The organism is Bartonella sp. CE47NXGY (assembly GCF_042195415.1).
Classification (GTDB): domain Bacteria; phylum Pseudomonadota; class Alphaproteobacteria; order Rhizobiales; family Rhizobiaceae; genus Bartonella.
Genome location: NZ_JBHIOI010000204.1, coordinates 1 through 818, shown reverse-complemented (window position 1 = coordinate 818; position 818 = coordinate 1). Strand labels below are relative to the sequence as shown.

The 818-nt window shown below is 35.5% G+C and carries 1 protein-coding gene and 1 pseudogene; one reads left to right on the top strand and one right to left on the bottom strand.

The features are described 5' to 3' along the window. Nucleotides 1–232 (top strand): annotated as a pseudogene (locus ACFIL3_RS10675) (hypothetical protein); the annotation flags it as partial. 13 nt (nt 233–245) lie between these two features. Here the strand turns inward: ACFIL3_RS10675 and ACFIL3_RS10670 are convergent. Next, on the bottom strand, nt 246–818 hold a 573-nt coding region (locus ACFIL3_RS10670; protein ID WP_375682269.1), incomplete at its 5' end, for a hypothetical protein.

Here is an 818-nt window from a genome sequence, read left to right as displayed (position 1 = left end):
TGACGAAATGCCATCATCATCTGATGATAAGGCAAGAGATAAATGGGTAGAATTTGCAACAGAGCAGTTTATAAACATGCAAGAGGCACTAAAAGAAGCCCAATGCCTCTATAGACAGTATAATCTTCATGCTGCGTTACAGTCCCTCGTTATAGAAGATCAAATGCTACCGCACCTTGTGAATTCATTACGCGTTGCTCTTAATGCTCTTCAGAAACATTTTGATCGTTAAATGACAATCTCTATTACGGTTTCATTATATAGTATATCCATTCTATGGTGTTGCAACGTTTCTTTAGTAATTCAATCGTTTCATAATAACCGTTTCTCACATTATATACTAGATCAGTAATTTGTTCTTCTAAGTCAAATTCAGGGTCCTTCGTAGTTTTAAGAAATTCTTTCGCATAATAAATCATTGGATTTTTGCTGTTATTTGATTCGTTATATGCCCACATAAAATACATTGGCTTCCAAAGATATTTCCTGCGTAAATGATCTATCACATTGGGTAGAGCCATGGGTAGATCCGTATGTGACATCAATATATTATAATCACCCCGCAATAAATTCACATAGCGTCCGCAATAAATAACCCATAGATGACGTTTCAATATAAAATCAGTTTCGGTGTATCCATGTCTGTGTGCATATTCTTTTGCTTCGAGTATCTTTTCAGAATGCGTAGAGCCAATATATGATTCACTCGCGTATTTGTTGTAAAGTTTATTATACTTCTCCATAGTATCTACACTTGTAAACATACGCGTCAATTTGTCTATAAATCCAAATGACGCTGATGCAGGTAGCGCTGATAT